18 protein-coding genes are annotated in these 22,519 nt (G+C 71.7%); 7 read left to right on the top strand and 11 right to left on the bottom strand.

Translation table 11 applies throughout. The features are described from left to right. Positions 1-218: 218 nt before the first annotated feature. The 7 genes from GPA10_RS35355 to GPA10_RS35385 form a co-directional block, all read right to left on the bottom strand. Positions 219-704: a hypothetical protein gene (locus GPA10_RS35355; protein ID WP_157169034.1), complete on the bottom strand. Its 486-nt coding sequence runs from the start codon at positions 702-704 to the stop codon at positions 219-221. Between the two features lie 235 nt (positions 705-939). Then, the gene (locus GPA10_RS35360) at positions 940-2,358 is read right to left on the bottom strand and encodes an NAD(P)/FAD-dependent oxidoreductase (RefSeq protein WP_157169035.1); all 1,419 of its coding nucleotides are present in this window, start codon (positions 2,356-2,358) and stop codon (positions 940-942) included. 41 nt (positions 2,359-2,399) lie between these two features. Next, on the bottom strand, positions 2,400-3,230 hold the full coding sequence (locus GPA10_RS35365; protein WP_157169036.1) for an ABC transporter permease: 831 nt from the start codon (positions 3,228-3,230) through the stop codon (positions 2,400-2,402). Then, on the bottom strand, positions 3,230-4,156 hold the full coding sequence (locus GPA10_RS35370) for an ABC transporter permease (protein WP_343041676.1): 927 nt from the start codon (positions 4,154-4,156) through the stop codon (positions 3,230-3,232). Before GPA10_RS35370 ends, GPA10_RS35365 begins: the two co-directional genes overlap by 1 nt. After that, complete coding sequence (locus GPA10_RS35375; protein ID WP_157169037.1) at positions 4,153-5,325, bottom strand: ABC transporter ATP-binding protein; 1,173 nt, start codon at positions 5,323-5,325, stop codon at positions 4,153-4,155. Before GPA10_RS35375 ends, GPA10_RS35370 begins: the two co-directional genes overlap by 4 nt. A gap of 34 nt (positions 5,326-5,359) precedes the next feature. Further along, entirely contained in the window at positions 5,360-6,649 is a 1,290-nt protein-coding gene (locus GPA10_RS35380; protein WP_198351796.1) for a polyamine ABC transporter substrate-binding protein, read from the bottom strand. Positions 6,650-6,684: 35 nt separating this feature from the next. After that, complete coding sequence (locus tag GPA10_RS35385; RefSeq protein ID WP_157169038.1) at positions 6,685-8,190, bottom strand: gamma-aminobutyraldehyde dehydrogenase; 1,506 nt, start codon at positions 8,188-8,190, stop codon at positions 6,685-6,687. Positions 8,191-8,407: 217 nt separating this feature from the next. Between GPA10_RS35385 and ybiA the strand changes: the two genes are divergently transcribed. The 4 genes from ybiA to GPA10_RS35405 all read left to right on the top strand — a co-directional run bounded on the left by ybiA (position 8,408) and on the right by GPA10_RS35405 (position 12,427). Then, a complete protein-coding gene (gene ybiA, locus GPA10_RS35390; RefSeq protein ID WP_246260358.1) occupies positions 8,408-8,992 on the top strand; it encodes a riboflavin biosynthesis intermediates N-glycosidase in 585 nt (194 codons plus the stop codon). An 83-nt stretch (positions 8,993-9,075) separates the two neighbouring features. Continuing rightward, a complete protein-coding gene (locus tag GPA10_RS35395; protein WP_058847427.1) occupies positions 9,076-10,143 on the top strand; it encodes an adenosine deaminase in 1,068 nt (355 codons plus the stop codon). A 193-nt stretch (positions 10,144-10,336) separates the two neighbouring features. Next, positions 10,337-11,035 carry a glycerophosphodiester phosphodiesterase gene (locus GPA10_RS35400; RefSeq protein ID WP_157169040.1) on the top strand — a complete coding sequence of 233 codons (699 nt, stop codon included), beginning with the start codon at positions 10,337-10,339 and terminating at the stop codon, positions 11,033-11,035. Positions 11,036-11,251: 216 nt separating this feature from the next. Beyond that, positions 11,252-12,427, top strand: a complete 1,176-nt coding sequence (locus GPA10_RS35405) for a serine hydrolase domain-containing protein (protein WP_157169041.1) — start codon at positions 11,252-11,254, stop codon at positions 12,425-12,427. Between the two features lie 54 nt (positions 12,428-12,481). Here GPA10_RS35405 and GPA10_RS35410 read toward each other — a convergent pair whose 3' ends face one another. Beyond that, positions 12,482-13,228, bottom strand: a complete 747-nt coding sequence (locus GPA10_RS35410; RefSeq protein WP_157169042.1) for an SDR family NAD(P)-dependent oxidoreductase — start codon at positions 13,226-13,228, stop codon at positions 12,482-12,484. A 171-nt stretch (positions 13,229-13,399) separates the two neighbouring features. Here GPA10_RS35410 and GPA10_RS35415 point away from each other — a divergent pair, with 171 nt between their 5' ends. Continuing rightward, positions 13,400-14,014: a TetR/AcrR family transcriptional regulator gene (locus GPA10_RS35415; RefSeq protein WP_343041677.1), complete on the top strand. Its 615-nt coding sequence runs from the start codon at positions 13,400-13,402 to the stop codon at positions 14,012-14,014. Between the two features lie 77 nt (positions 14,015-14,091). Here GPA10_RS35415 and GPA10_RS35420 read toward each other — a convergent pair whose 3' ends face one another. From GPA10_RS35420 to GPA10_RS35435, 3 genes are all read right to left on the bottom strand, one after another. Continuing rightward, the gene (locus GPA10_RS35420) at positions 14,092-15,291 is read right to left on the bottom strand and encodes a polyamine ABC transporter substrate-binding protein (RefSeq protein ID WP_343041678.1); all 1,200 of its coding nucleotides are present in this window, start codon (positions 15,289-15,291) and stop codon (positions 14,092-14,094) included. A gap of 275 nt (positions 15,292-15,566) precedes the next feature. Then, positions 15,567-18,515: a hypothetical protein gene (locus GPA10_RS41955; protein WP_198351797.1), complete on the bottom strand. Its 2,949-nt coding sequence runs from the start codon at positions 18,513-18,515 to the stop codon at positions 15,567-15,569. A gap of 367 nt (positions 18,516-18,882) precedes the next feature. Further along, on the bottom strand, positions 18,883-20,322 hold the full coding sequence (locus tag GPA10_RS35435) for a gamma-aminobutyraldehyde dehydrogenase (protein ID WP_343041699.1): 1,440 nt from the start codon (positions 20,320-20,322) through the stop codon (positions 18,883-18,885). 156 nt (positions 20,323-20,478) lie between these two features. Here GPA10_RS35435 and GPA10_RS35440 point away from each other — a divergent pair, with 156 nt between their 5' ends. Together GPA10_RS35440 and GPA10_RS35445 are read left to right on the top strand one after the other, a co-directional pair. Further along, positions 20,479-20,988: an Lrp/AsnC family transcriptional regulator gene (locus GPA10_RS35440; protein WP_079086229.1), complete on the top strand. Its 510-nt coding sequence runs from the start codon at positions 20,479-20,481 to the stop codon at positions 20,986-20,988. Next, entirely contained in the window at positions 20,973-22,355 is a 1,383-nt protein-coding gene (locus GPA10_RS35445) for an aspartate aminotransferase family protein (protein ID WP_198550270.1), read from the top strand. The genes GPA10_RS35440 and GPA10_RS35445 overlap by 16 nt, the downstream gene beginning before the upstream one ends. Positions 22,356-22,519: the final 164 nt, after the last annotated feature.

The raw sequence follows: 22,519 nt of genomic DNA on the forward strand, positions 1-22,519 counted from the left end.
GTCAAGACTTCCGGCAGCACCGCCCCCGCCACGCGGACGCCCCCGACCCCGGACCGTCGCGGACCGCCCCGCCCACGCGGACACCCCCAGCCCCGCACCGCCACCGGCCGCCCCGCCCGCACGGACGCTCCCAACCCCGAGCCGTCACGGACCGCCCCGCCCCCCTACGGACGCCCCCAGCCCCGCACCGCCACCGGCCGCCCCGCCCGCACGGACGCTCACTCCGCGCCGTCGTCGGCGGTGCCGGAACCGCCCGCGTCGCGGGCAAGTAACGCCGCCGCCTCGTGCATCGCCAGTTCGAGCAGCGCCGGGTCGACGAGCATGCCGGAGCCGTCCGGCGGGACCATCCAGCGCACTCCGCCGGTGGTCCGCCCGGGGTAGGGCACGACGATCCAGGTGCCCTGGCCCGCGCCGCGCACCCCCGTGCCCACCCAGCGCGCGACCGTGCCCGGGGGCACGAAGAACCCGAGGCGCGCGTCGCCGAAGTCGGCGAGCACGGGACCCGGCCGGTCCACGACGCGGGCCAGCACGTCCAGGGTGGGGTGGCCGAGATCTCCCGGCAGGATGAGCACGTCCCAGAGCCGGCCCGCGGGAAGCAGCGCGACCCCCAGGGGGTTGCGCTCCCACTCCCAGCGGCAGGCGTCCGGATCCGGTGCCACCGACACCAGCCACTCCACCGCCGATTTGGCACCCGAGCCCGTCATGGCAGGACCTTCCTCTCGTGTACACGCCGACACGCGCTTCGGATACGCGTGTCACCGGAGAGAGGCGGCCGGGCCGCGGGCATTACGCGGGTTCGCCTACTCGGTGGTAGTGAAAGGGGCCACGGCGCACGACGGGCGTGCGCCGTCGCGCGGGAAGATCGACCGGCGCGTCCCAGCACCGGAGTCGAAGGGAACACCTGTGCAGGGATGTGCAGGGCTGTCAGGGCTGTCAGGATCAGCTGTCGAAGCCGAGCCCCATCCGGTCCATCGCGCGCAGCCACACATTGCGCCGCCCCGCGTTGGCGTCGGCCCGCGCGAGGCCCCACTTCGTGAGCGCCACCCCGGCCCAGGCGAGCGGCTCCGGCGGGAACGGCAGCGGCTTGGAGCGGACCATCTCCAGGTCCGTGCGCTCGGTGCGCTCCCCCGCGAGCAGGTCGAGCATGACATCGGCGCCGAACCGGGTGGCCCCGACACCGAGGCCCGTGTACCCGGCGGCATACGCGACCCGGTCCCCGTACGCCGTGCCGAAGAACGCCGAGAACCGCGAGCAGGTGTCGATCGCGCCGCCCCACGCGTGCGTGAAGCGCACCCCTTCCAGCTGCGGGAAGCAGGTGAAGAAGTGGCCCGCGAGCTTCGCGTAGGTCTCCGGGCGGTGGTCGTACTCGGCGCGCACCTTGCCGCCGAAGGGGTAGACGGCGTCGTACCCGCCCCACAGGACGCGGTTGTCGGCCGACAGCCGGAAGTAGTGGAACTGGTTGGCGGCGTCGCCGAGACCCTGGCGGTTGCGCCAGCCGACGGCGGCCATCTGGTCGGCGTCGAGGGGCTCGGTCATCAGGGCGTAGTCGTAGACCGGGACGGTGTACGGGCGCACGCGCCTGACCAGGGAGGGGAACACGTTCGTGCCGAGCGCGACCTGGCGGGCGAAGACCCTGCCGTAGGGGGTGCGGACCGCCATGCCGGTGCCGGGCGAGGCGAGTTCCAGGGCCGGGGTGTGCTCGTGGATGCGTACGCCGAGGTCGCGGCAGACGCGTTTGAGGCCCCAGGCGAGCTTCGCCGGGTGCAGCATGGCGACACCGTCGCGGTCGTAGAAGCCGCCGAGGAACGTGGGCGAGTCGACCTGCTCGCGCAGGGCGTCCTCGTCGAGGAGTTCGGCGGTGCCGGTGAGGCCGAGGGCCGCCATCTCCTCGTACATCGCGTGGAGTTCGGCGAGCTGGTGCGGCTCGGTGGCGACGTCGATCTCGCCGGTGCGCTCGAAGTCGCAGTCGATGCCGTACCGGGCGACGGCGGCCTCGATCCCGTCGAGGTTGCGGGCGCCGAGCTCCTCCAGCTTCGCGATCTCCTTCGGCCAGCGGGCCAGGCCGTTGGGGACGCCGTGGGTGAGGGAGGCGGCGCAGAAGCCGCCGTTGCGGCCGGACGCGGCCCAGCCGATCTCGCGGCCCTCGACGAGGACGACGTCACGGCCGGGGTCGCGCTCCTTGGCGAGCAGGGCGGTCCACAGGCCGCTGTAGCCGCCACCGACCACGAGCAGGTCGCAGGTCTCGTCGCCGACGAGGGCGGGTTCGGGCTCGGGCTTCCCCGGGTCGTCCAGCCAGAACGAGACCGGCTTGGCCTCGGCGAGCGACTTGGTCCAGCGGGTCATGGCGCTTGGGGCCATGATTTCCAACTCCTTCGGAATGTGGCACGTGGAATTCTTGGTCAGCGGGATTTCCTGGCGCGGCGCTTTCCGACGAGCATCCCTGTCACCACCAGCAGGACCGCGATCAGGAACATCGCCGTACCGATCACATTGATCTGAACGGGTGTGCCCCGCTGCGCGGATCCCCAGACGAACATGGGGAACGTCACAGTCGAGCCCGCGTTGAAGTTCGTGATGATGAAGTCGTCGAAGGAGAGCGCGAAGGCGAGCAGCGCGCCCGCGGCGATGCCGGGCGCGGCGATCGGCAGGGTGACCCGCAGGAAGGTCTGCGCGGGTCCGGCGTAGAGGTCCTGTGCGGCCTGTTCCAGACGCGGGTCCATGGACATCACGCGCGCCTTCACCGCCGTCACGACGAAGCTCAGACAGAACATGATGTGTGCGATCAGGACCGTCCAGAAGCCCAGCTGAGCGCCCATGTTGAGGAACAGCGTGAGCAGCGAGGCGGCCATGACCACCTCGGGCATCGCCATCGGCAGGAAGATCAGCGAGTTCACGGCGCCGCGCGCCCGGAACCGGTAGCGGACGAGCGCGAAGGCGATCATCGTGCCGAGCACGGTCGCGCCGAGCGTCGCCCAGAACGCGATCTGCAGGCTCAGCGAGAGCGATCCGCACATGTCGGCGACGCCGCAGGGGTCCTTCCAGGCGTCCGTCGAGAATTCCTGCCAGGAGTAGTTGAAACGGCCCTTCGGCTTGTTGAAGGAGAAGACCGTGACCACGACATTGGGCAGCAGGAGATAGCCGAGCGTGCCCAGTCCGGCGAGGACGACGACATTCCTGCGCAGCAGCCGGAAGAATGCCGCGAACGGCGAGAGCGGTGAACGGGCGGCCATCAGAGGAGATCCTCCGTCCCCGACTTGCGGATGTAGAAGGTCACCATGAAAAGGATCGCGGCCATCAGGATGAAGGAGAGCGCGGCGGCCGTCGGGTAGTCGAGGATGCGCAGGAACTGCGTCTGGATGACGTTGCCGACCATGCGTGTGTCGGTGGAGCCGAGCAGATCGGCGTTGACGTAGTCGCCCGCCGCCGGGATGAAGGTGAGCAGGGTGCCGGAGACGACGCCCGGCATGGACAGCGGCAGCGTCACCTTGCGGAAGGTCGTGGCGGGACGGGCGTACAGATCGCCCGCGGCCTCGTGCAGCCTGCCGTCGACGCGCTCAAGGGAGGTGTAGAGCGGCAGGATCATGAACGGCAGGAAGTTGTACGTCAGACCGCAGACCACCGCGAGCGGAGTGGCGAGGACCCGGTCGCCGTCGGTGGCGCCGAGCCAGCTGGTGACGTCCAGGATGTGCAGGCTGTTCAGGGCGCCGACGACCGGGCCGCCGTCGGCGAGGATCGTCTTCCACGCGAGCGTGCGGATGAGGAAGCTGGTGAAGAACGGCGCTATGACGAGGACGAGGATCAGATTGCGCCAGCGGCCCGCGCGGAACGCGATGAGATAGGCCAGCGGATAGCCGAGCAGCAGGCACAGGACGGTGGCGGCACCCGCGTACAGGACCGAGCGCAGGAACTGCGGCCAGTAGTCGCCGAGCGCGTCCCAGTAGGTGGCGAAGTGCCAGGTGACCTTGTAGCCCTCTTCGAGGGAGCCGGTCTGCACGGACGTCGACGCCTGGTAGACGAGCGGCAGCGCGAAGAACACGAGCAGCCACAGGATGCCGGGGAGCAGCAGCCAGTAGGGGACGAGGCGGCCGCGCCGGCGGGCCGGGCGCGCCGGGGCCTCGTCGGTCCCGGGGGGCGCGGCCTCGGAACGGGTCGTCACGCGTCCTCCTCGGCCTTGTCGGCGCCCGCCGGGCCGGTGGTCCCGGCGAAGGGGGACTGCTCGGCGTCGAGGCCGAAGGTGTGCGCGGCGTTCCAGTGCAGGACGACGTCGGCGCCCGGGACGAGCCGGGAGTCGCGTTCGATGTTCTGCGCGTACACCTCGAAGGCCTCGCAGGCGGGGCTGTCGACGACGTACTGCGTGGAGACGCCGATGAAGCTGGAGTCGGTGATGCGGCCCGTGATGCGGTTGCGGCCCGAGGGGATCGTGCCCGCGTCGTCGGCGTGCGTGAGCGAGATCTTCTCCGGGCGTACGCCGGCGAGGACGGTGCCGCCGGTGGTGACGGGCGCCGGGCAGCGCGCCCTGGGCAGCGTCAGCTTCCCGCCGCCCGCCTTCAGGATCACGTCGTCGCCGCTCACCTCCGCCACCTCGGCCCCGATGAAGTTGGACGTGCCGAGGAAGTTGGCGACGAACGTGGTGCGCGGGTTCTCGTACAGGTCGGCGGGCGTGCCCTGCTGCTCGACGCGGCCGCCGTTCATCACGGCGACGGTGTCGGCCATCGTCATGGCCTCCTCCTGGTCGTGCGTGACGTGCACGAAGGTGATGCCGACCTCGGTCTGGATGCGCTTGAGTTCGAGCTGCATCCGGCGGCGCAGCTTGAGGTCGAGAGCGCCGAGGGGCTCGTCGAGCAGGAGCACCTTGGGGTGGTTGATGAGGGCGCGGGCGACGGCGACGCGCTGCTGCTGGCCGCCGGAGAGCTGATGCGGCTTCCTGCGGGCCTGCTCGCCGAGCTGTACGAGGTCGAGCATCTCGCCGACCTGCTTCTTCACCGACTTGATGCCGCGCCGGCGCAGACCGAAGGCGACGTTCTCGAAGATGTCGAGGTGCGGGAAGAGCGCGTACGACTGGAAGACCGTGTTCACGGGCCGCTTGTAGGGCGGCAGCGCGGTGACGTCCTGCTCGCCGAGGCGGACGGTGCCGGTGCTCGGCTCCTCCAGGCCCGCGATCATGCGCAGCGTGGTGGTCTTGCCGCATCCGGAGGCGCCGAGCAGCGCGAAGAACGAGCCCTGGGGCACGGTGAGGTCGAGCGGGTGGACGGCGGTGAAGGAGCCGTAGGTCTTGCTGATCCCGGTCAGGCGGACGTCGCCGCCGTGGTCGTGCGCAGTCGTCATGTGGGCGTCCAGAAGAGGTCGGTGGGTGAGGGCTTCAGGAGCCGGTCAGCTTGGCGAAGGCGCCTTCGTACGCGGTCTCTTCCTCGGGAGTGAGGGACCGGAACGCGTGCGACTTCGCGGCCATGGCCTTGTCGGGCAGGATCAGCGGGTTCGCGGCGGCCTCGGGGTCGAGCTTCGCCAGTTCGTCGCGGACGCCGTCCACGGGGCACACGTAGTTGATGTACGCGGCGAGGCGGGCCGCGGGGCCCGGCTCGTAGTAGTAGTCGATGAGCCGCTCGGCGTTGCGCTTGTGGCGTGCCTTGTTGGGGATCAGGAGGTTGTCGGTCGAGGTGATGTAGCCGCTCTCGGGGACGACGAACTCGATGTCGGGGTTGGCGAGCCCCAGCTGGACGACGTCACCGGCCCAGGCGACGCAGGCGGCGAGGTCGCCCTTGTCGAGGTCGGCGGTGTAGTCGTTGCCGGTGAAGCGGCGGACCTGCTTCTTGTCGACGGCCTTCTGGAGCCGGGCGACGGCCGCGTCGAAGTCGTCGTCGGTGAACTTCGCCGGGTCCTTGCCGAGGTCGAGCAGGACCATCCCCATGGTGTCGCGCATCTCGGAGAGGAAGCCGACGCGCCCCTTCAGCTTCGGCTCGTCGAGGAGCTGCGACACCGACGTGATCCTCTCCCCGTCGGTCGCCTTCTTGTTGTACGCGATGACCGTGGAGATGCCGGTCCAGGGGTAGGAGTAGGCGCGGCCCGGGTCCCAGTCCGGGGAGCGGAACTGGGCGGACAGGTTGGCGTAGGCGTGCGGGAGCTGCGCGGGGTCCAGCTTCTGCACCCAGCCGAAACGGATGAGGCGGGCGGCGAGCCAGTCGGTGACGCAGATCAGGTCGCGGCCGGTGTCCTGGCCCGCGGCGAGCTGCGGTTTGACCTTGCCGAAGAACTCGTTGTTGTCGTTGATGTCCTCGGTGTACTCGACCTCGATGCCGGTGCGCTTCGTGAACGCGTCGAGGGTGGGACGGCGCTTCTTCTTGTCGACGTCCATGTACTCGGTCCAGTTGGAGAAGGCGAGGCGCTTCTCCTTCGCGGAGCGGTCGTCCGCGGCGATGCCGCCCTCGCTCTTTCCGGCGGCGGGGATGCCGCAGGCGCTCAGCGCGCCGAAGCCGCCCGCGGCGAGCAGGCCGCCGCCTGCGGCACGCAGCACCGAACGGCGGCCGGGGCCCGGCCGGGCGCCGGGCAGGACGCCGCTCGGGCCGCCGCTCGGGCTGCCGCGCAGGCTTCGGTGCAGGGCGGCCATCTGGGCCGGGGACAGGCTGTCCGGCTCGTAACTCTCCGTGCTCTCCATGCGCTTGGTTGCCCTTCCGGGAGGGTGAGCGGCGGCTAACGGTCCCCGAAGACGGTGCGGTGCCAGTCCTTCCTCGCCACCGCGGTGTTGTCGAACATGACGTGCTTGATCTGCGTGTACTCCTCGAAGGAGTAGGCGGACATGTCCTTGCCCCAGCCGGACGCCTTGTAGCCGCCGTGCGGCATCTCGCTGAGGATCGGGATGTGGTCGTTGACCCACACGCAGCCCGCCTTGATCTCGCGTGTCGCGCGGTTCGCGCGGAAGACGTCGCGTGTCCAGGCGGAGGCGGCGAGCCCGTAGGGGGTGTCGTTGGCGAGCCGGATGCCGTCCTCGTCGGAGTCGAAGGGCAGCACCACGAGGACCGGGCCGAAGATCTCCGCCTGTACGACCTCGCTGTCCTGGGCGGCGTCCGCGACGAGCGTGGGCTCGTAGTACGCGCCGCGGCCCGCGGGCGCCCGGCCGCCGGTGACCACGCGCGCGTAGGAGCGGGCCCGGTCGACGAATCCGGCGACGCGGTCGCGGTGCGCGTGCGAGATGAGCGGGCCGAGGTCGGTCGCCGGATCGAAGGGGTCGCCGAGCCGTACCGTCGCCATCAGGTCGGCGACGCCCGCGACGAAGGCGTCGTACAGCGGTCGCTGCACGTACGCGCGCGTGGCGGCCGTGCAGTCCTGGCCGCTGTTGATGAGGGCGCCCGCGACCGCGCCGTGCACGGCGGACTCCAGGTCGGCGTCGTCGAAGACCACGAAGGGCGCCTTGCCGCCCAGCTCCAGATGGATCCGCTTCACGGTGGCGGTCGCGATCTCGGCGACGCGCTTGCCGACGCCGGTCGACCCGGTGAAGGAGGTCATGACGACGTCCGGGTGCCCCACGAGGTGCTCCCCGGCGTCCTTGCCCGCCCCGGTGACGACGTTCACGACGCCGTCGGGGATGCCGGCGGCGGTGGCGGCCTCGGCGAACAGCAGGGACGTGAAGGGGGTCAGCTCGGAGGGCTTCAGGACGATGGTGTTGCCCGCCGCGACGGCTGGCAGGACCTTCCAGGCGGCCATCTGGAGCGGATAGTTCCAGGGCGCGACGGAGCCGACGACACCGAGGGGTTCCCTGCGGACGTACGAGGTGTGGTCGCCGCCGTCGTACTCGCCCGCCGACTGGCCCTGGAGGTGCCGGGCCGCGCCCGCGAAGAACGCGGTGTTGTCGATGGTCCCGGGCACGTCGAACTCGCGGCTCAGCTTGATCGGCTTGCCGCACTGGAGGGACTCGGCCTGCGCCAGCTCCTCGGCGCGCGCGGAGAGCTCGGCGGCGAAGCGGTGCATGGCGTCGGAGCGCTCGCCGGGGCTCGCCGTCGACCAGCCCTCGTACGCGCGTCCCGCCGCCTCCACGGCGGCGTCCACGTCCTTGGCGCCCGCCAGCTCGTACGTGAGGACCTCCGTGCCGGTGGCCGGGTCGACGACCGCGTGGGTACGGCCCGACGTGCCGGTGGTGAGGCGTCCCGCGATGTGCTGGGCGCCGTCCGCGAACCGGTCCCGCGCCTGGAATGTGTGCATGACGCTCTCCTCCGCCGACCGCCCCGTCCCGAGAGGGCCGGCGTCGCTCCAGATCGAATTGAGTGCCGATCCTGACAGAGGGCCGATAGTCCAACAAGTGATTCCGTAGTTGCCATTTGGTTACGCGACGAAATCTGTCGCCCCCTGTCGACCAGGTGTCGAGTCGGCGTGGAAAAGCAGGGACGGAATGTCAGTGGTGCGTGCCAGGGTGGCGTGCATGAACGACGAGGCGGCCCCTTCGGCACCGGACACGGCGGAGATTCGCTCGGTGGAGGCACTGCTCTCCGCACGCCGGGCGGGAGTGCGGCTGAAGCCGTTGTACTTCTGGGGGCACACCCCGCGCCGGGACGGCACGCTCGGCCCGAGCTGCCTCAGCCAGTGGTGGCCGTCCCCGTTCACGGCCGACGGCGTCGCCTACGCCTCGGCGGAGCACTGGATGATGGCGGCGAAGGCCCGCCTCTTCGGCGACGCGGACGCCGAGCGGGCGGCGCTGACGGCCCGCACGCCCGCCGAGGCGAAGCGGGCGGGACGCCTCGTGCGGGGCTTCGACGAGTCGGTCTGGGCCCGGGAGCGGTTCGGGATCGTGGCCGAGGGCTCGGTCCACAAGTTCGCCGCCGACGACGCCCTGAGGGCGTATCTCCTCGGCACCGGCGAACGCCTCCTGGTGGAGGCGAGCCCCGTCGACCGCGTCTGGGGCGTGGGCCTGGCGGCGGACGACCCCGCGATCGAGGACCCGGAGACCTGGCGGGGCGCGAACTTGCTGGGCTTCGCTCTGATGGAAGCGAGAAGACGCCTGCGCTGACCCCTCGACCCCGAGGCCTACGATGACCCCGACCCCCAGGGGGTCACCGATCAGCCGATCACACCGTGTTCCGGGGAGGAACGATGACCGACAACCTCACACCGCCCGCCGCGCAGACACAGGCGCAGGCACAGGCCTTCATCGGGGGCCTGCCCAAGGCCGAACTCCACGTCCACCACGTCGGCTCCGCCTCCCCCCGCATCGTCTCCGCCCTCGCAGCCCGCCACCCCGACTCCAAGGTCCCCACGGACATCGAGGCCCTCGCGGACTACTTCACGTTCACGGACTTCGCCCACTTCATCCAGGTCTACCTCTCCGTGGTGGACCTGATCCGCACCCCCGACGACGTCCAGCTCCTCACCTACGAGGTGGCCCGCGAGCTGTCCCGGCAGAACGTCCGCTACGCCGAGCTGACCGTCACCCCCTTCTCCTCCACCCGCCGCGGCATCGAGGAGCGCGCCTTCATGGCCGCCATCGAGGACGCCCGCAAGGCCGCCGAAGCCGAGCTGGGCGTGGTCCTGCGCTGGTGCTTCGACATCCCGGGCGAGGCGGGCACCGAGGCGGCCGAGGAGACCGTGCGGCTCGCCACCACCGACGGCATCCGCCCCGAGGGCCTGGTCTCCTTCGGCCTCGGCGGCCCCGAGATCGGCGTACCCCGCCCCCAGTTCAAGCCGTACTTCGACCGGGCCATCGCCGCAGGCCTGCACTCGGTGCCGCACGCGGGCGAGACCACGGGCCCCGAGACCGTCTGGGACGCCCTGACGCACCTGCGCGCCGAGCGCATCGGGCACGGCACCAGCTCCGCCAAGGACCCGAAGCTCCTCGCGCACCTCGCCGAGCACCGCGTCCCACTGGAGGTCTGCCCGACGTCGAACATCGCGACGCGCGCCGTCACCACCCTCGACGAACACCCGATCAAGCAGTTCGTGGACGCGGGCGTCGTCGTCACCGTCAACTCCGACGACCCGCCGATGTTCGGCACGGACCTCAACACGGAGTACGCCGTCGCCGCCCGCCTCCTCGGCCTGGACGAGCGGGGCATCGCCGCCCTCGCGAAGAACGCCGTCGAGGCGTCCTTCCTCGACCGGGCGGGCAAGGACCGCATTACCGCGGAGATCGACTCGTACACGGAGACCTGGCTGGCCTCCTGACCCAGGGCTCACGGCCCACGGCCCAGGGCCCAGGGCCCAGGGCTCACGGCTCACGGCTCACGGCTCACGGCTCACGGCTCACGGCTCACGGCTCACGGCTCAGACCTCTCATCTCTCGGCGTGGCCCGGCACCGGCACCCCCGGCGCCGGGCCGCCCCGTGGGCCGTGAGCCACGACCGGCCACAATGACCCCATGCGCACCGTGACTGCCGTGGCCCACCGAGGCGACCCCTACCGCGTCCGCGAGAACACCCTCCCCTCCCTGCGCGCGGCGCTCGAACGCGGCGCGGACGCCGTGGAGATCGATGTCCGCCCGACCCGGGACGGCGTCCCCGTACTGCTGCACGACGCGAGCCTGGAACGACTCTGGGAGCACGAGCGGCCGCTGGCAGCCCTGTCCGCGGACGAGGTGCGCGGGCTCACCGGCGGCGGGGTGCCCACCCTCGAAGAGGCCCTCGCGGCGACGGCGGGGCACCGCGTCCTGGTGGACCTGCCGGACGCGACGCCCGGGACCGCACGCACCGTCGTCGGGATCGTCGCCGGCTGCGGGGCCGCCGACCGCACGTACTACTGCGCGGGCCCCGCCGCGATGCTCGCGCTCCGCGCCGCAGACCCGGCCGCCGAGATCGCCCTGACCTGGGGGACCCTCGCGCCGCCCCGGCCCGCCCTGCTCGCCGCGATCGCCCCGCGGTGGCTCAACTACCGCTTCGGCCTGGTGAGCCGGGACCTCGTCGACCGGGTGCACGCCGACGGTCTGCTGATCTCCGCGTGGACCGCCGACACCCGGCGCACCATGCGCAGGCTCCTCGCCCTGGGCGTGGACTCGATCACCACCAACCGCCTCGACGTCCTCACGGAGGAGCTGTCCCGGGACCCCCGGCCCTCCCGGTAGCCCTTGCGGGACTCTCGGACCCCCGGTAGCCCTTACGGGACCCCCGGCCCTCCCCGTAGCCCTTAGGGGAACATCCCCCCAACTCCCCTGAAGCGAGGGGCTGTTGGCCCCTGTGGTGACCTCAGGGGCCACCCCTCCCCAGTGACGATCCCCCCTTCGGCACCCGCCACCCAGGATGGAGAGCGAACCCCGCCGCCCACCACCCTGGAGCAGCCCATGCCCGTCCGCGCCGGACTCCCCGCCACCGTCGCCACCGTCCTGGCCCTCGGCCTCACCTCCACCGCGATGGCGCCCGCCCTGGCCGACACCCCTGCCGCCGCTGCCACGGAAACGTCCGCTTCCCGCCCCGACGCCAAGGCCCTGCGGGCGGCGATCGCCGGGCTTCCCGACGCCGACGCGACCGCCGCGCTCGTCCGCGTCAGCGGCAGGAACGGTACCTGGCGCGGCAGTTCCGGCGTGCACGACCTGGTGACGTGGCGCAAGGCCGACCCCGACGCCCGCTTCCGCGCCGGTTCCACCACCAAGGTCGTCACCGCGGCGGTCGTGCTGCAACTCGCCGCCGAGGGCGAGGTCGACCTCGGCGCCCCCGTGCAGCGCTATCTGCCGCGCCTCTTCGCGCCGAACGCCCAGGCCTTCCGCGAGCCCATCTCCGTACGGCAACTGCTCAACCACTCCAGCGGCCTGCGGCCGGGCCGTTCCCTCGGCACGAACTTCGCGGAGTCGTACGCGCACCGCTTCGAGACGCTCCAGCCGCAGGAGGTCGCCGCCTCGTCCATCGCCAAGGGGCCCGCGCACGCCCCGGGGACCCGGCAGGAGTACCTGGGCATCAACTACACCCTGCTCGGGCTCCTGATCGAGAAGGTCACCGGGCACACGTACGAGAGCGAGGCCACCCGCCGCGTCCTGCGCCCCGCCGGCATGCGGCACTCCTCATTCCCCGGCACCGACCGTCACATCCACGGACCGCACAACCGGGGCTACCAGGCCGTACCGAAACCGGGTGGCGGGACCCGTCTCGTCGACGTGACGGAGTGGGTCCAGCGGGACCGGTTCGCCGGGGGCGACATGATCTCCACGACGGCCGACCTGGAGCGGCTGACGTTCCGGCTGTTCAGCGGCCAAATCGTGCCGAAGCCGCAGCTCGAGGAGATGTTCACGGTGCCGTCGCACATCAAGGGCGCCACCATGAGCGCGGGTCTCATGCGGTACCGGGCCCCGGACGGGCGGATCGTCTGGGTGAAGACGGGCAGCCGCCACGGCTACAGCTCCGTCGTGGCGGCCACCCGGGACCTGTCCACCGTCCTCGTCTACTCGGTGAACTCCACCGACGCCAAGGGAGAGGACCGGAACCCGGTGGCGCAGCGCATCGTGGACGCGGCGCTGAGGGTCTGAGCCCTGCCCCCGCCGTTCGGGCGGGGGCCGGGCCCTCGCCGTTCGGGCTGCGGCCTAAGCGTTCGCCCCGCCGTCCACCGTGAGCTCCGCACCCGTGATGGTGCCCCCGCCGGGACCCACCAGGTGGGCGACGGTCGCCGCGATGTCGTCGGCGTGCGAGTACCGGCCGAGCGCGGACAGTCCGCGCTGGTGGTCGGCGTTCTCGCCGTCGGCCGGGTTCATGTCCGTGTCCGTCGAGCCGGGGTGGACGGCGTTGACGGTGATCCCGCGCGGGCCGAGCTCGCGGGCGAGTGCTCTGGTGAAGCCACCGAGGGCGGACTTGCTCATCGCGTACAGGACGACGCCGGGGAACGGCGCCCGCAGCGCGAGGTTGCTGCCGATGCTCACGATGCGCCCGCCCTCCGGCAGGTGCGGCGACGCGGCCTGGGCGCCGACGAACGCGGCCCGGACGTGGATGGCGAGGACGCGGTCCACCTCCGCCTGCGACACCTCCTCGAAGGGGCCGTCCGACCACACGCCCGCGTTGTTGACCAGGATGTCGAGGCGGCCCAGCTCGGCGGCGGCGCGGTCCACGGCGGCGCGCACCGCGTCCGGGTCCGCCGCGTCGGCCTGCACGGCCACCGCCCGCCGGCCCGCGGCCTCCACGGCGGCGACGACTTCCTCCGCCTTCGCCTTCCCCGCCGGGCTCACATAGGTGAACGCCACGTCCGCCCCGTCCCGCGCCAGGCGCCGCACGATCGCCGCGCCGATGCCCCTGCTGCCGCCCGTCACCAGCGCGACCTTGCCCACGAGGTCCGTCATCCCCAGCCCCACATCTCTTCGTACGTGATCGAGCAATCGCTCTCGCCGATTTCTGTGTCGATCGGCACAGAAACTTTCACACGCGCGCCACGGCACGTCAAGCCCTATATTTGTCAGTCGGCACAGAAATCGACGAGCACAGCAATCGACGGCACAGAGGAGGCGAGGAGCGTGGCGGGACGCGGACGACCGCGGGCGTTCGACCGGGACGCGGCGCTGCGCCGGGCCATGGAGGTGTTCTGGGAGCAGGGGTACGAGGCCACGTCGATGACGGACCTCACCTCGGCGATGGGCATCGCCTCGCCCAGCCTGTACGCGGCGTTCGGCTGCAAGGAGGCCCTGTTCAAGGAGGCCGTGGAGCTCTACAACGCGACGGAGGGCGCCCCGATGACCCGCGCGCTCACCGAACTCCCCTCCGCCAAGGAGGCGGTGGAGGCCGTACTGCGCCACAACGCCCTCGCGTACGCCCAGGAGGGCAGCCCGAGCGGCTGCATGATCGTGCTGGCGGCGACCAACTGCTCGTCCGTGAACGCGCCCGTACGGGACCACCTCGCGACCTGGCGGCGGGCGGGCACCGAGATGATGGCGCGCCGCCTGGAGCGGGCCGTCCGTGAGGGCGAACTCCCCGCCGGCACCGACACGGAGGCGATGGCGGTCTTCTACAACACCGTCATCCAGGGCATGTCCGTACAGGCCCGCGACGGCGCGAGCCACGCCTGCCTGGACGGGACGGTGGACCGGGCGATGGCGGCGTGGGACGCGGTGGCGGCCCGGCCCGGGGCGTGACGGCCGGGCCGACCCCGCACGTCACAGCCGGGCCGATCACGTCGTCCACGTCTCTCCCGATCACACGGCCGGGCCTGCTACAACCCGACGATGGAGTTCCAGCGCTTCGCGAACTCCGTGCGCTCCCCGGACGTGATGTCCCTCGCGATCGCGAGCCGTTCGCGCATCCGGCCGTCGGGGAAGATCAGCGGGTCCTCGGCGAGCGCCACGAGGTCCTTGTCCTTGGCCGAGCCGAGGATGTCGCGGGCCGCGGGCACCGGGCAGACGTAGTTGACCCAGGCGGCCAGCTCCGCGGCCACCTCGGGCCGGTAGTAGTGGTCGACCAGGCGCTCCGCGTTGGCCTTGTGGCGGGCGCGGTTGGGGATCATCAGGGACTCGGCCCACAGCTCCGCGCCCTCCTCGGGGACGACGAACTCGATGTCCGGGTCGTCGGCCTGGAGCTGGATGACGTCGCCGCTGTAGGCCTGGCAGGCGAGGACGTCGCCGCCGGCCAGGTCCTTGATGTAGTCGTTGCCGGTGAACCGGCGGATGTGCTGACCGTCGACCAGCTTCTCGATCCGGTCGCACATGCGGTGGAAGTCGTCGTCCCGCCACCGGGTGATGTCGACGCCGTCGCCCTGCATCAGGAGCGCGAACGCCTCGTCGAGGCCGGACAGCAGGGTGACGCGCCCCTTGAGGTCGTCCGCCCACAGGTCCGACACCTGCCGGATCTCGCGGCCGAGGCGCTTCTTGTTGTACGCGATGCCGGTGATGCCCGACTGCCAGGGGACGGTGAAGGCCCGGCCGCGGTCGAAGCCGGGCGAGCGCAGCAGCGGGTCCAGGTACTTGTCGACGTGGGGCTGGTGGGCGCGGTCCATCTCCTGCACCCAGCCGAGCCGGACGAAGCGGGCGCACATCCAGTCGCTGATGACGACGAGGTCCCGGCCCGTCTCCTGGTGGTTCATCAGGGACGGGCTGATTTTGCCGAAGAACTCGTCGTTGTCGTTGATCTCCTCCGTGTAGCGCACGTCGATGCCGGTGCGCTTCTCGAACGCGTCGAGCGTGGGCCGCCGCGACTTGTCGGTGCCGTCGGCGTCGGCGGTGTCGATGTACAGCGGCCAGTTGGCGAACACGAGCCGCTTGTCGCGGGCGGAGCGGTCGTCCGCCGCGCGGTCACCGGGCTCCACATAGGCGGCGGGCACCCCGCAGCCCGCGAGACCGCCGAGGGCTGCGGCTCCGCCGAGTGCGCGAAGGACGGTCCGGCGAGCGGGGCGGAAGGGGGCGCGGTTGGCTGGCACCTGGGCAGGATGCCCCGGCGGCCCGGCGGGGACAATGGACGAGGCGTCGAGTGGCCGGTCCGCGGGGCGAGACACCCTGTCCAGGTCAGGGGCTCTACGGGCGCTGCCGGGCTGCCGGTCACGGGCCGGTACGCCGGAGTGCGGGCGGCCTCGGGCCCCGCACGCCGGGACGCAGGTGGCCCCGGAGCCCGCACACCGGGACACAGGCGGCCCCGGACCCCGCACGTCCGGTCAACGGCACCGGTATCCCCCTTGTCGGGCCCCGGCACGTCCGGTCACGGACCCGGACCCGGACCCGGTACGAGCAGCCCCGCCAGGTCCGACGCCGTCACGCGCTCCAGCGGTGCCGTGTCGAGCGTGCCGGGGAACAGGCGGTACGCCAACCCCGCCGCCACCCCCTCGGCACCGGTCAACTCCCCCTGCACCAGGGCCACGAACACCCGTCGGCCCGCAAGGTCCGGCTCCGCGCACAGCACGTCGGGGTCCCAGGCGTCCCGGATGCGGACGGCGAAGTCCGCGCGGGGCTCGCCGGGCTCGCGCCGGTAGCCCCACAGGACGTGGCCGCGCCCGCGCACCAGGACGTCGCCGTCGGTGCGGGCCGCCGCCGTCCAGCACGCCAGGTCCCAGAGCGTGGCGCGGCCGCCGGGCTCGAAGGTGTCGACCAGGTCGTGTCCCGCCCGGCCGAGGACCGCGCGGTAGCGCCAGACGTCGTGCGTGCCCTCGCCCGTGGCCAGCGTGAGGTCGGCCCACCAGGCGCGGCGCGAACGCAGGTCCACGATCATCGGTACGCGCAGCGCGGCGTCCCCCGCGAGGTCGAAACGCTGCCGGACGGTGCGCGGGTCGAAGACGGCGGGACGCACGCTCGTCCCGTCCACGGCCATGAACCCGGCGAAGGCGTCGGGGAGCCGGTCGAAGGGCACGTCGTTGTAGGAGAGGACGGCGGGCACGACATAGCGCACCCCCGCCTTGGCCAGGCGCGGCAGATCCAGGTCCAGATACTCCGTGGCACCGTGCGGGGCGGGTGCCGCGGTCAGGTCGCCGGAGTGCACGGCGGCGGCGCCCGCGTACTCCAGCTGCGTGTAGTCGCACAGCCCGACGAACCGCCACGCGTCGTCGTACAGCGCCACGGACAGATCGAGGTCGACCCGCACGCCCTTGGGCTGCATCCAGTGCAGGAACAGGCGCACGCGCTCGCTGTCGCCCGGCATCGGCAGCGAACTGCCGCGCGGCACGGACACCAGGGACGCCGCGGAGGCACGCTCGGCGAACGGGACGGGCAGATCCCGCAGCCCGGCATCGATCACGGCGACGCCGTACGGTCCGACGGCACCGGCGGACCGGTCCCGGCCGCGGCTCCCGTCCCCCGCACCGGGGTCGTCCCGGACACCGGCACCGGCACCGGCACCCGGCCCCGCACCCGCAGCTGTACCCGCGTTCGCACCCGTACCGCCGACACGGCGGTGGCGGGCCCGCTCCACCTTCTCGGCGGCACTCGCGGGCCGCCCACCGTCGCCGTCACCCCCGGCCTCACGGTGCTCCGGACGCCCGCGCGCGGGGACACCGCCGTCGGAGCCCCGGCCCTCCTCGCCCGCACGCGCAACAGCAGGAGTACGGGCAAGCCTCCGCACCGCCTCCGCCTCGATGAGTTCGGCGACGCGGGACGCCACCCGCGGCGGCAGCGGCGGACGCACGTCGTCGACGGCGAAGGCCTTGGTGACGCGGCCACGGGGGAAGAAGACACGGCGGCGGCCCGGCTCCGCGCGGACCTTCATCCGGCCGAACGCCCCGAGCAGCGGCCCCGCGCCCGCCCGCGGCAGGGCGTGCGCCAGCGCCTCGGCCACCACCGCGGGCACCATGGTCTCGCCGGAGCGTGCCAGCAACACGTCCAGACGGCGCAGTAGTTCGCCAGGGCGGTCGCGGAGCAGGGCGGTGGCCGCGGCGACGTCCCAGCGGGCGAGCGCCGCCTCGACCCGGCTCTGCCATCCGGTGTGCCGCAGGCGGTCGCCGTCCAGGCGGATGTCGTCGTGCCGCGCGGCCTCGGTGAGCAGGGCGTCCGTGAGCGCCGGGTCGGTCAGGCGCGTGCCGCGCAGCACGGCGAAGGCGAGCGCCACGCGCGCGTGGCGCTCGTCCCGCGCGCCCCGGGTATGCCCCGCGAGCCCCGCGAGCCCCTCATAGGGATGCAGGATCTCCCCCACGCGCTTCCAGGCGGCCGGGTGCCGCGCGAAGTCCTCGCAGAGCCGCGGCGCCCCGAACGAGCCGAGGAGCGACAGCAGTTCGCGCCGCAGCGGCCGGGGCAGACCGCGCAGCCGGGGCAGGGCCAGCAGGTCGGGGTCGCCGCCCGAGCGCACGACGAGCAGCCGCAGCACGTCCGTCGCGGTGTCGGCGTACCGGGCGACGAGCGGCCGGGTCGCCGGGTCGTCGAGAAGCGGGGCGAGCACGAGGGCCTTGCTCTCGCGCAGCGGGATCTCCGGCGGCAGCCAGTCGGCGGCGGCCCGCGCGTCGACCCGGCCGAGGAGCAGGACGAGGTCGTCGTGGTCCTGCGGACTCAGCGGCGTACGGCGGGCGAGGAGCGCGGCGAGTTCGGCGGCGGCGTCGCCGGGTCCGCCGAGGCCGAGCGCGCGCAGCACGTTCCCGCCGTCACCGGGCGCGGCGGCGGGGCGGTGGGTCGCCGGGTCGATCCACGGATCGGTCGGCCCGTCGGTCTCGTACCGGCTGTCGCAGATCGGGCACTCGTACCATCCGCAGCACAGCTCACAGCAGCCCTCGAAGGCCGCCACGCAGCCCTCACAGAGCAGGTGCGCGCACGGGGTGAGCGCACGGACGCGGCGGCCGGGCAGGCCGCAGGCCATGCAGGGCTGGTGCGGCTGGGACGCGAGGTGGTCGAGGACGACGGTGGTGAAGCGGTCGCGGGCGTGCTGATAGGGAACGACGCCGGGAAAGCTACCGAACAGCGGCGCGTGCGTGCGGTCGGAGCCCAGCAGGGCGTCGACATCGGCGAGCAGCCGCATTCCCGTGGCGGCGAGCGCGGCGGCGGGCAGGCCGGTGAGCGCGCGGCGCAGCGGGGCGGTCAGCAGATGGCCCCGGTCGGCGAGTTCCGCTTCGAGGACGACGACGGCCGCCCGCGCGTCGGCGGTCCCCGCGCCCTGTGCCCCCTCGTCGGGCCCCGCGACCTGCACACTCTGCCGGCGCCGCAGCAGCAGCGCCGCGAGCTCGTCGACGGCCATCAGCAGCCCGCCCCTCCCCCTTGAGCCGAGAAGCGGGGGCGGAGAGTGCGTGCGCTACGGATCTTTTTGCAGAAGAAGAAAGAAGGAAGCACACGACGGGAGCCGCCCCCGCGTTCACCACGGTACGCGGAGGCGGAAGGCGCGTCACACCATTTCCGACGGGCACGTGCCGCGCCCCACCAGAGGCGCGGGGAACTGCGCGAGCAACCCCCACGGACCCGGAGGGGGACGCACAGCGAACGGTCCGGCAAACGCACCGCCGGGGAGACGCACAGCAAGCGACCCGGCACACCCACCGCCGGGAAGGCGCGCGGCGAGCGACCCGGCGCACGCACCCACCGGACCGCTCACGCTGCGCCCGCGGCGCCTAGCCCTCGATCGACGTCATCACGTGCTTGATGCGCGTGTAGTCGTCGAACCCGTAAGCCGAGAGGTCCTTGCCGTAGCCGGACTTCTTGAAGCCGCCGTGCGGCATCTCCGCGACCAGCGGGATGTGGGTGTTGATCCACACGCAGCCGAAGTCGAGGGCCTTGGACAGGCGCATCGCACGCGCGTGGTCCTTGGTCCACACCGAGGAGGCGAGGGCGTACTCGACGCCGTTCGCGTACTCGACGGCCTGCGCCTCGTCCGTGAAGGACTGGACGGTGATGACGGGGCCGAAGACCTCGTGCTGGATGATCTCGTCGTCCTGCTTGAGGCCCGAGACGACGGTCGGCGCGAAGAAGTAGCCCTTCCCGCCGACCCGCTGGCCGCCCGCCTCGACCTTGGCGTGCGCGGGCAGCCGCTCGATGAAGCCGGACACCTGCTTCAGCTGGTTGGCGTTGTTGAGCGGGCCGAACAGCACGTCCTCGTCGTCCGGCAGACCCGTCTTGGTGTCGGCGGCGGCCTTGGCAAGCGCCGTCACGAACTCGTCGTGGATGGACTCGTGCACGAGGACACGGGTCGCGGCCGTACAGTCCTGGCCTGCGTTGAAGAAGCCCGCGACCGAGATGTCCTCGACGGCCTTGGCGATATCGGTGTCCTCGAAGACGACGACGGGTGCCTTGCCGCCGAGTTCCAGGTGCACCCGCTTGAGGTCCTTGGACGCGGACTCGGCGACCTGCATGCCGGCGCGCACGGAGCCGGTGATGGACGCCATCGCGGGCGTCCGGTGCTCGACCATGGCGCGGCCGGTGTCACGGTCGCCGCAGATGACGTTGAAGACGCCGGGCGGCACGACCGAGCCGATGATCTCGGCCATCAGGACCGTCGACGCCGGGGTCGTGTCGGACGGCTTGAGGACGACGGTGTTGCCCGCGGCGAGCGCCGGGGCGAACTTCCACACGCCCATCATCATGGGGTAGTTCCACGGCGCGACCTGCGCGCAGACGCCGATCGGCTCGCGCCGGACGATGGAGGTCAGACCCTCCATGTACTCACCGGCGGCGCGCCCTTCGAGCATCCGGGCCGCGCCCGCGAAGAAGCGGATCTGGTCCACCATGGGCGGGATCTCCTCGGACCGCGTGAGTCCGATCGGCTTGCCCGTGTTCTCGACCTCGGCCGCGATCAGCTCCTCGGCGCGCTCCTCGAACGCGTCGGCGATCTTCAGCAGGGCCTTCTGCCGCTCCGCGGGCACGAGGTCGCGCCAGGCGGGGAACGCGTCGGCCGCCGCCTTCATGGCGGCGTCCACGTCGGCCTGACCCGACAGCGGTGCCACCGCATACGCCTCGCCGGTCGCCGGGTTGATCACCTCGGTGGTCCGCCCGTCGGCCGCGTCCCGGAATTCGCCGTTGATGTAGTTGCGCAGACGGCGCAGCTCGGTGGTCACTGCCAAGCCCTCCTGTCCAATGGGTGAGACACCCACCCTAGTCCGTACACCGACGCTTTCAACATACCCGGCCACCCAGAACTGCGAAATCCGTGTACTGAGACTCTCGAAGCAACGAAATTCATCGCTACGACCTTGCGGAACAGACGAGACGTCGTGCACAGTGAAGTCGTGGCAAGTCGTAGCGCAGACCCCAGCAGCTCCCGCGGCGGGACGAATCCGTCCATCGACGCCGTCTCCCTGGCGATCATCGAGCAGCTCCAGGAGGACGGCCGCCGTCCGTACGCGGCCATCGGCAAGGCCGTCGGCCTCTCCGAGGCGGCCGTGCGCCAGCGGGTGCAGAAGCTGCTCGACCAGGGCGTGATGCAGATCGTGGCCGTCACGGACCCGCTCACCGTGGGCTTCCGCAGGCAGGCGATGGTCGGCATCGACGTCGAGGGCGACGTGGACCCGGTCGCGGACGCCGTGGCCGCCATGCCGGAGGCGGAGTACGTGGTGATGACCGCGGGTTCCCACGACCTCCTGGTCGAGATCGTCTGCGAGGACGACGACCACCTGCTCGAAGTCATCAACAAACGGATCCGCGCGCTCCCCGGCGTGCGCTCCACCGAGAGCTTCGTCTACCTCAAGCTCAAGAAGCAGACCTACATGTGGGGAACCCGATAGCCGTGAGCACCAAGGACCTCAGCCGAACCGCGTACGACCACCTGTGGATGCACTTCACCCGCATGTCGTCGTACGAGAACGCGCCCGTTCCCACCATCGTGCGTGGCGAAGGGACCTACATCTACGACGACAAGGGCAAGAAGTACCTCGACGGTCTCGCGGGCCTGTTCGTGGTCCAGGCCGGGCACGGCCGCAGGGAGCTCGCCGAAGTCGCCGCCAAGCAGGCCGCCGACCTGGCGTTCTTCCCCATCTGGTCGTACGCGCACCCCGCGGCCGTCGAACTGGCGGAGCGCCTCGCGCACCACGCCCCCGGCGATCTGAACAAGGTCTTCTTCACCACCGGCGGCGGCGAGGCCGTCGAGACCGCGTGGAAGCTGGCGAAGCAGTACCACAAGCTCACCGGCAACCACACGAAGTACAAGGTCATCTCGCGCGCGGTCGCCTACCACGGCACCCCGCAGGGCGCCCTGTCCATCACCGGCCTGCCCGCCCTGAAGGCCCCCTTCGAGCCGCTGGTCCCCGGCGCCCACAAGGTTCCGAACACCAACATCTACCGCGCGCCGATCCATGGCGACGACCCCGAGGCGTTCGGCCGCTGGGCCGCCGACCAGATCGAGCAGGAGATCCTCTTCGAGGGCCCCGAGACGGTCGCCGCCGTCTTCCTGGAGCCGGTGCAGAACGCGGGCGGCTGCTTCCCGCCGCCGCCCGGGTACTTCCAGCGCGTCCGGGAGATCTGCGACAAGTACGGCGTGCTGCTCGTCTCCGACGAGGTCATCTGCGCCTTCGGCCGCCTCGGCACGATGTTCGCCTGCGACAAGTTCGGCTACGTCCCCGACATCATCACCTGCGCCAAGGGCATGACCTCGGGCTACTCCCCGATCGGCGCCGCGATCATCTCGGACCGCATCGCCGAGCCGTTCTACAAGGGCGACAACACCTTCCTGCACGGCTACACCTTCGGCGGCCACCCGGTCTCCGCCGCCGTCGGCCTCGCCAACCTCGACCTCTTCGAGCGCGAGGGCCTCAACCAGCACGTCCTCGACAACGAGGGCGCGTTCCTGACGACCCTGCAGAAGCTGCACGACCTGCCGATCGTCGGCGACGTCCGCGGCAACGGCTTCTTCTACGGCATCGAACTCGTCAAGGACAAGGCCACCAAGGAGTCCTTCTCCGACGAGGAGTCGGAGCGGGTGCTCTACGGCTTCGTCTCCAAGAAGCTCTTCGAGTACGGCCTGTACTGCCGCGCCGACGACCGCGGTGACCCGGTCATCCAGCTGTCGCCGCCGCTGATCTCGGACCAGTCCACGTTCGACGAGATCGAGGGCATCGTGCGGCAGGTCCTCACGGAGGCCTGGACCAAGATCTGACCCGATCCGATCCAGCTGTACGCGGCCCGTACGCGGCCCGTACGCGGCCCGGGTGCGACCGTCCGAGTGAGAATTCGGATGAGACTTGCGCACCCGGGCCGCGTCCATGTCCGGCCCCCGGCGCCGACTACCTAGCGTGCCCAGTGACCGATCGGCCCAGCCTT

This window comes from Streptomyces typhae (assembly GCF_009755605.1).
Classification (GTDB): Bacteria; Actinomycetota; Actinomycetes; order Streptomycetales; family Streptomycetaceae; genus Streptomyces; species Streptomyces typhae.

Excerpts from the sequence above, each read along its gene's own strand:
- GPA10_RS35355 (WP_157169034.1), bottom strand. The coding sequence starts at position 704 with ATGACGGGCTCGGGTGCCAAATCGGCGGTGGAGTGGCTGGTGTCGGTG.
- GPA10_RS35360 (WP_157169035.1), bottom strand. The coding sequence starts at position 2,358 with ATGGCCCCAAGCGCCATGACCCGCTGGACCAAGTCGCTCGCCGAGGCC.
- GPA10_RS35365 (WP_157169036.1), bottom strand. The coding sequence starts at position 3,230 with ATGGCCGCCCGTTCACCGCTCTCGCCGTTCGCGGCATTCTTCCGGCTG.
- GPA10_RS35375 (WP_157169037.1), bottom strand. The coding sequence starts at position 5,325 with ATGACGACTGCGCACGACCACGGCGGCGACGTCCGCCTGACCGGGATC.
- GPA10_RS35380 (WP_198351796.1), bottom strand. The coding sequence starts at position 6,649 with ATGGAGAGCACGGAGAGTTACGAGCCGGACAGCCTGTCCCCGGCCCAG.
- GPA10_RS35385 (WP_157169038.1), bottom strand. The coding sequence starts at position 8,190 with ATGCACACATTCCAGGCGCGGGACCGGTTCGCGGACGGCGCCCAGCAC.
- ybiA (WP_246260358.1), top strand. The coding sequence starts at position 8,408 with ATGAACGACGAGGCGGCCCCTTCGGCACCGGACACGGCGGAGATTCGC.
- GPA10_RS35395 (WP_058847427.1), top strand. The coding sequence starts at position 9,076 with ATGACCGACAACCTCACACCGCCCGCCGCGCAGACACAGGCGCAGGCA.
- GPA10_RS35400 (WP_157169040.1), top strand. The coding sequence starts at position 10,337 with ATGCGCACCGTGACTGCCGTGGCCCACCGAGGCGACCCCTACCGCGTC.
- GPA10_RS35405 (WP_157169041.1), top strand. The coding sequence starts at position 11,252 with ATGCCCGTCCGCGCCGGACTCCCCGCCACCGTCGCCACCGTCCTGGCC.
- GPA10_RS35410 (WP_157169042.1), bottom strand. The coding sequence starts at position 13,228 with ATGACGGACCTCGTGGGCAAGGTCGCGCTGGTGACGGGCGGCAGCAGG.
- GPA10_RS41955 (WP_198351797.1), bottom strand. The coding sequence starts at position 18,515 with ATGGCCGTCGACGAGCTCGCGGCGCTGCTGCTGCGGCGCCGGCAGAGT.